This is a genomic window from Methylobacterium phyllostachyos, from assembly GCF_900103445.1.
Classification (GTDB): domain Bacteria; phylum Pseudomonadota; class Alphaproteobacteria; order Rhizobiales; family Beijerinckiaceae; genus Methylobacterium; species Methylobacterium phyllostachyos.
In genome coordinates, this window is the sequence record NZ_FNHS01000044.1 from 1 (window position 1) to 1569 (window position 1569).

Consider the following 1569-nt stretch of genomic DNA (forward strand, 5'->3'; position numbering starts at 1 on the left):
GTCGGCGGACGCGGCGGTCTCGGCGCGAGTCAGCATGGTCTCAGCTCCTTTGGCGAGCCCAATGGCGAACGTTAATAATTGGTTATTGCGCTGCTCATAATCTGATAAACGCAGCGCGGCAACCCGGTATTTTCGCGAATTTCACATCCAGAACAGAATTCGGCAGTACGACTGACCTCTGTTAGGATTAATGCAGACGCGTCATCGGGCCCGATGCGGATAGCCGCCCGGTAGTTTCTACTTACGCATATACTGACCGGACATCGCAGCCATGGCAGCCGCAAGACGTCGGGCGTCGGCCTCAGGCCGCGCCACGGGTGGGATGCGTGCGGCGCACCTTCTTTTGCGCAGCAGCGAACCCTCAAACGACCGAGGGGCTCAAACCGTTGCAAACGAGGGGAGCGGCCGAACACGACGCACCCACCATGCATCGCTGCGCGACCTGGAGCGAGAACGATAACCTAGGATCGGGCGCCGAGACGGCACCGGTTCGGAGCCGCGATGTGCCGGCACCTCGCTGGTCACACCTGCGCGAGGTGCGCGGAGGCGGTCCCCGCCGCCGACCATGGGAGCGGCGTGATAGGGCGCGAAGAATGCAACCGTGTGAAGCGTCGGTCCGGCGAGGCCTCGCTACACCGGCTTGGATCCTCATAGGATTGGGCGCCGGCCTCTATCTGCGATAGCCCGGAGCTGGGACATGGCCCGCACAGCCATTTTACCGATCGCCTTGGTCACCGGGCTTGTCGTCTTCTGGCACCCATGTCGCGGGGCATCGGCGATGCCTGAGGATGACCTCGACGGCCGGTCCCCGCCCCTATCGGACGAGCCAACTCAACAGCCGGATAAGACCCCACCCTAAGAACCCCGCCCAGGCGACCACCACGAGCAGCACGGTGATCAGGATCGCGGGCGTGCCGAAGCGGGCGAACAAGTGTTGTCCCAAACTGCGCCGACGCTCCGACCCCTCGGGGCCAAGCTTGTCTTTTCGGGACGAATCCATTGTCTCAACCCTCGCTTTCAGGTTGAGACGCAATGACCTGTCCGCAACGCAGCAGAAATCCGCATCGCCTGCATGCGTGGTAAATGCACCCCAGAGTCGCCGTGGCTGAGGTCTCGCCCACGCATGGGTCTCATGAGGGCGCCGCGCAGGAAACCATGCGCCCCGCACGCGGGCAGGGCCAGACCGCAGTGCATGTCGCCGCCGGCGCTGCGGTGATGGATGCACACGCCGTAGGCCAGCCCATCGGCCACGACCGGCAGGAACGCTGGCAGCCACCGTACCGGGCCGAACCACACCAGACCGCCGATCCCGGCCTCAACCGGCTCCGTGAAGGGATGCCCGCGTGAAGCCCCCCCCGGGGCCTTGCCTCAGCGGCTTCCGCGCTGGGCGAGGACGGCCGGGACGGTGCGCAGCATGATGGCGATGTCCCGGCGCAGGCTCCAGCGGCTGGCATAATCCAGATCCAGCGCCACGCGCTCGGCATAGCTCGTGTCCGACCGGCCCGAGACCTGCCACAGCCCCGTCACCCCCGGCGGCACCGCAAAGCAGGTCGCAAACGCCCGGCCGTA

The 1569-nt window shown here is 65.6% G+C and carries 2 protein-coding genes; one reads left to right on the forward strand and one right to left on the reverse strand.

All coding sequences use genetic code 11. From position 1 onward, the window contains the following. Positions 1 to 1101: 1101 nt before the first annotated feature. Positions 1102 to 1347 carry a hypothetical protein gene (locus tag BLQ49_RS29990; RefSeq protein ID WP_167627828.1) on the forward strand — a complete coding sequence of 82 codons (246 nt, stop codon included), beginning with the start codon at positions 1102 to 1104 and terminating at the stop codon, positions 1345 to 1347. 21 nt (positions 1348 to 1368) lie between these two features. On the opposite strand, the gene BLQ49_RS28765 is transcribed toward BLQ49_RS29990, so the two are convergent. Continuing rightward, positions 1369 to 1569: sugar transferase (locus BLQ49_RS28765; RefSeq protein WP_143012383.1), on the reverse strand; the 201-nt coding region annotated here is incomplete at its 5' end.